The 4,391-nt window shown below is 59.7% G+C and carries 4 protein-coding genes; 2 read left to right on the forward strand and 2 right to left on the reverse strand.

Annotated features, from left to right (window positions below; translation table 11 throughout):
- Positions 1-450, forward strand: a 450-nt coding sequence (locus D8U71_RS14740) for a VOC family protein (protein ID WP_177434911.1), incomplete at its 5' end; no start/stop codon positions are given.
- Between the two features lie 173 nt (positions 451-623).
- Here the strand turns inward: D8U71_RS14740 and rarD are convergent.
- On the reverse strand, positions 624-1,505 hold the full coding sequence (rarD, locus tag D8U71_RS14745; RefSeq protein ID WP_130888075.1) for an EamA family transporter RarD: 882 nt from the start codon (positions 1,503-1,505) through the stop codon (positions 624-626).
- 285 nt (positions 1,506-1,790) lie between these two features.
- Positions 1,791-3,101, reverse strand: a complete 1,311-nt coding sequence (locus tag D8U71_RS14750) for an MFS transporter (RefSeq protein WP_130888076.1) — start codon at positions 3,099-3,101, stop codon at positions 1,791-1,793.
- A 171-nt stretch (positions 3,102-3,272) separates the two neighbouring features.
- Here D8U71_RS14750 and D8U71_RS14755 point away from each other — a divergent pair, with 171 nt between their 5' ends.
- A complete protein-coding gene (locus tag D8U71_RS14755; protein ID WP_130888077.1) occupies positions 3,273-4,391 on the forward strand; it encodes a sugar diacid recognition domain-containing protein in 1,119 nt (372 codons plus the stop codon).

Below are 4,391 nucleotides of genomic sequence, written 5' to 3' on the forward strand. Positions count from 1 at the left end.
GGCATGATCCGCATCCCGCTCAACGAAGAGTCGTCCAAGGGCGCCGGGCAGATCGAAGAGTTCCTGATGCAGTTCAACGGCGAGGGCATCCAGCACGTTGCGTTCCTCACCGACGACCTGATCAAGACCTGGGATCAGCTGAAGAAAATCGGCATGCGTTTCATGACCGCGCCGCCGGATACCTACTACGAAATGCTTGAAGGTCGCCTGCCGAACCACGGCGAGCCGGTCGATCAGCTGCAATCACGCGGCATCCTGCTCGACGGTGCCTCGGAGCAGGGCGACAAGCGCCTGCTGCTGCAGATCTTCTCGGAAACCCTGATGGGGCCGGTGTTCTTCGAATTCATCCAGCGCAAGGGTGACGACGGTTTCGGCGAGGGCAACTTCAAGGCTCTGTTCGAATCGATCGAGCGTGACCAGGTGCGTCGTGGTGTGCTGACCACCGAGTAATCCGAAATGAAAAAATCCCGGCCTGCAGAAATGCAGGGCCGGGATTTTTTTGCTTCATACAAAACCTGTGGGAGCGAGCCTGCTCGCGAATGCGGACTTTCATTCAACAGTCATGTTGACTGGTCTGACGACTTCGCGAGCAGGCTCGCTCCCACATTTGTCTTGTGTTGCATTCAAGAGCGTCGTTGGCGCGTCAAATGCTTGAAGCCTTCGAACACCAGCACCACAACCGCCAGCCAGATCGGGATGTAAGTCAGCCACTCGCCCGACTTGATGCTTTCTCCCAGCAACAACGCCACCGCAAGCAACAACACCGGTTCCACATAACTCAACAAACCAAACAGACTGAACGGCAGCAGGCGGCTGGCGATGATGTACACCACCAGCGCGGAAGCGCTGATCAGGCCGAGCAGCGGAATCAGCCACATCAGTCCCGGATATTGATCGAACACGGCCAGGCCCTGTTCGCCGCCCTGCACAAACCAGTAAGCGACCGGCAGCATCAGGGTCATGTCGACCCACAGGCCACCCAAATTGTCGGTTTTCAGGTATTTGCGCAGTACGAAATACAGCGGATAACCGACCACGACCACCAGCGTCGCCCAGGAAAAACCACCCACCTGATACAACTCGTTCAACACGCCGAGGCTGGCGAAAAATACGGCGATTTTCTGCAGGTAAGACAGGCTCTCGCCATAGGCAATCCGCCCGGTCAGCACCATCGCCAGTGGCAAGAGGAAATAACCCAGTGATACATCCAGGCTGTAGTCATTGAGCGGTGCCCACATGAACAGCCACAGTTGAACGCCGAGCAGGGCGGAAGAAACCAGCAGCCCGGCGATCAGCTTCGGCCTGGCTGTGATCAATCGGAACAGTTCCAGCACCCGCCGCCATTCCCCGGAAACCAGCATGAACACGGTCATGCACGGCACGGTCAGGAGCATGCGCCAGCCGAAGATTTCCACACCGCTCAGAGGTGTCAGCAGCGACGTGTAGTAATACATGACGGCAAACAGCACCGAGGCTGAAACCGATAGAGCGATACCTTTAGACAAACTGTTCTCGCGACGTGATGGTTGAACGGGGCGCGCAGGATACGTGGTTTTTGTGTTGAATATTGAGCGGATGCTCATTATTTCCCACATCCAGGAGCCACAAATCCTGTGGGAGCGAGCCTGGGCGCGAAGCGGCCGGCAGAGTCAGCACAGATGTTGCGTCGACTGGCGCTATGCATAATTGCACCGCTTAAACGCAAAAGATCGCAACCTTCGGCAGTTCCTACAGGGAACGCATTCCACAGTAGCTGCCGAAGGCTGCGATCTTTTGATCTGCGCTTCTGATTAAGCCCGCAACGTCCGCGTCATCCGCAACGCCAGCATACTCCCGCCAACGATCACCGCCGCCAGCACATACAACGCCGCATCCGTCGAGCCAGTGCTGTCCTTGATCCAACCCACCAGATACGGGCTGAGGAACCCGGCCATCTGCCCCATCGAGTTGATCAGCGCCAGACCGCCAGCCGCCGCGCCCGCGCTCAGCATGGCGGTCGGCACCGGCCAGAACATCGGCAGACCAGTCAGTGCGCCCATGGTCGCGATGGTCAGGCCGAGAATCGCAATCGCCGGATTCGCTGCGAAGTTCACTGCGATCACCAGACCGACAGCGCCCATCAGCATCGGCACCACCAAGTGCCAGCGGCGCTCCTTGCGCAAGTCCGCCGAGCGGCCGACGACCAGCATGAACACCGCCGCGAGCAGATACGGAATCGCACTCAGCCAGCCGATCACCAGGTTATCGCTGAAGCCGAGGTTCTTGATGATCGATGGCAGCCAGAAGTTGATCGCGTACACGCCGCTCTGGATGCAGAAATAGATCAGGCCGAAGGCCCAGATCGCAGGATTCTTGAACACCGCAAGCAGCGAGTCGGTGGCGGTTTTCGGTTTGTTGGCGAGGTCTTCGGCGTGGTCGGCTTCGAGCACCGAACGTTCGTGGGCGGTCAGCCATTTGGCGTTGGCAAAGCTGTCGCTCAACAGGAAATACGCCAGTGCGCCGAGGATCACGGTCGGAATGCCTTGCAGCAGGAACATCCACTGCCAACCGGCCAGGCCGCCTTGGCCGGCGGCGAAGTGGTTGAGGATCCAGCCGGAAAACGGGCTGCCGAGCAGACCGGAGACGGGGATCGCCGACATGAACAACGCCATGATCCGGCCACGGCGGAAGGTCGGGAACCACTGCGAGAGATACAGCACGACGCCCGGGAAGAAACCCGCCTCAGCCGCACCGGTGAAAAAGCGCAGGGTGTAGAACTCGGTCGGAGTGGTGACGAACAACAGGCAGGTCGACAGCGTGCCCCAGGTGATCATCATCAAGGCAATCCAGCGCCGAGGACCGAAGCGGGTAAGTGCGAGGTTGCTCGGCACGCCGCACAGCACGTAACCGATGAAGAAGATGCCGGCGCCGAGGCCATATACGGTTTCGCTGAATTTCAGTGCGTCGAGCATCTGCAATTTGGCGAAGCCGACGTTGACCCGGTCGAGGTAGTTGAACAGGTAGCAGATGAAAATGAAGGGAATCAAACGCAGGGTGATGCGTTTGTAGACGGCGTTTTTACCGTCGTCGATGGTCTGGGTAGCTGCGGCGCTCTGCGACATAGCGGCTCTCTCTTTATTATGATTTTTTGCGATGCAAAGGGTAACGTTGATCGCCCTGTGAGTCTCGGCCACCTTTGGCCGGATTGTCTTTGTGCCTGAGCACAGGGTTTGCCGCCAGACCCTGTGCGGCTGAACAACCGTCCGTGCCTGAAATGAAGGATTGCCGCCGCTATGTTCGAACTCGATCACGACCTTGCCCAGGACATCGTCGACCGGGCCATGGCCATTTTGCCGTACAACGTCAATGTCATGGACAGTCAGGGCCTGATCCTCGGCAGCGGTGAACCGGAGCGCATCAACACCCGGCATGAAGGCGCGCAACTGGTGCTGGCCAACGGGCGCGTGGTGGAAATCGATGCGCAGACGGCGGTGCACCTCAAAGGCGTGCAACCGGGCATCAACCTGCCGCTGTTGCTCGATCAGCGCTTGATCGGCGTGCTTGGCATCACTGGCGAGCCGGAGCAATTGCGCACCTACGCCGAGCTGGTGCGCATGACCGCCGAAATGCTCGTCGGCCAGCGCAACCAGCAGGCCGAGCAGCAGTGGCGACGGCAGCGCTGCGATGATCTGCTGGCGTTGCTGTTGAGCGAGTCGGGGGACTCGCCGCGCCTGATCGATGAGGCGCAGCAGCTTGGGCTCAAGCCGCAATTGACCCGGGTGCCGTATCTGTTTGAACTGGGGCTTGAGCACGGCCCGGGGCAAACCGTCGAGGCATTGAGTGCATGGCTGACCTCGCGGTATCCCGACAGTTGGTGCGTGAGTTCGGCGAAGTCTTCGCTGTTGTGGTGTCGCCCGGCGAGCCAGAACGTCGAGCACGATCGCCTGCTGGAAAAACTCGATGGCCTCGGCTGGAAAGTTCTGCGGATCGCCGTCGGCGGGCAGGCGGATGGCCTGGCCGGGTTGCGCCGCTGTTATCGACGGGTCGGCGATTTGCTCGCTTATGGTCGTGACGTGCTGCCGAATTCGAGACTGCTGACGCTCAATCGTTATCGCTTGCCGGTCATGCTGTGGCGTCATCGCAACGATGATGCGCTGGACGAACTGCTCAAGCCGCTGCGCCAGGTCATCGCCAAGGACAGCAACGGCCAGTTGCTGGCGACCCTGCGCAGTTGGTGCGAGCACGACGGGCAGAGCCAGGCCTGTGCCGAAGCGCTGGGTATCCATCGCAACAGCCTGCGCTATCGCATGGAACGGATTGCCGAGCTGAGCGGGGTTGATCCGTTGAAGCTGGACGGGATGCTGGCGTTGTACCTGGGGGTGCAGCTGTTGCCGCAGACTGATCCGAATTGA

The sequence above is a fragment of the Pseudomonas sp. Sample_21 genome, assembly GCF_004307525.1.
Lineage (GTDB): Bacteria > Pseudomonadota > Gammaproteobacteria > Pseudomonadales > Pseudomonadaceae > Aquipseudomonas > Aquipseudomonas atacamensis.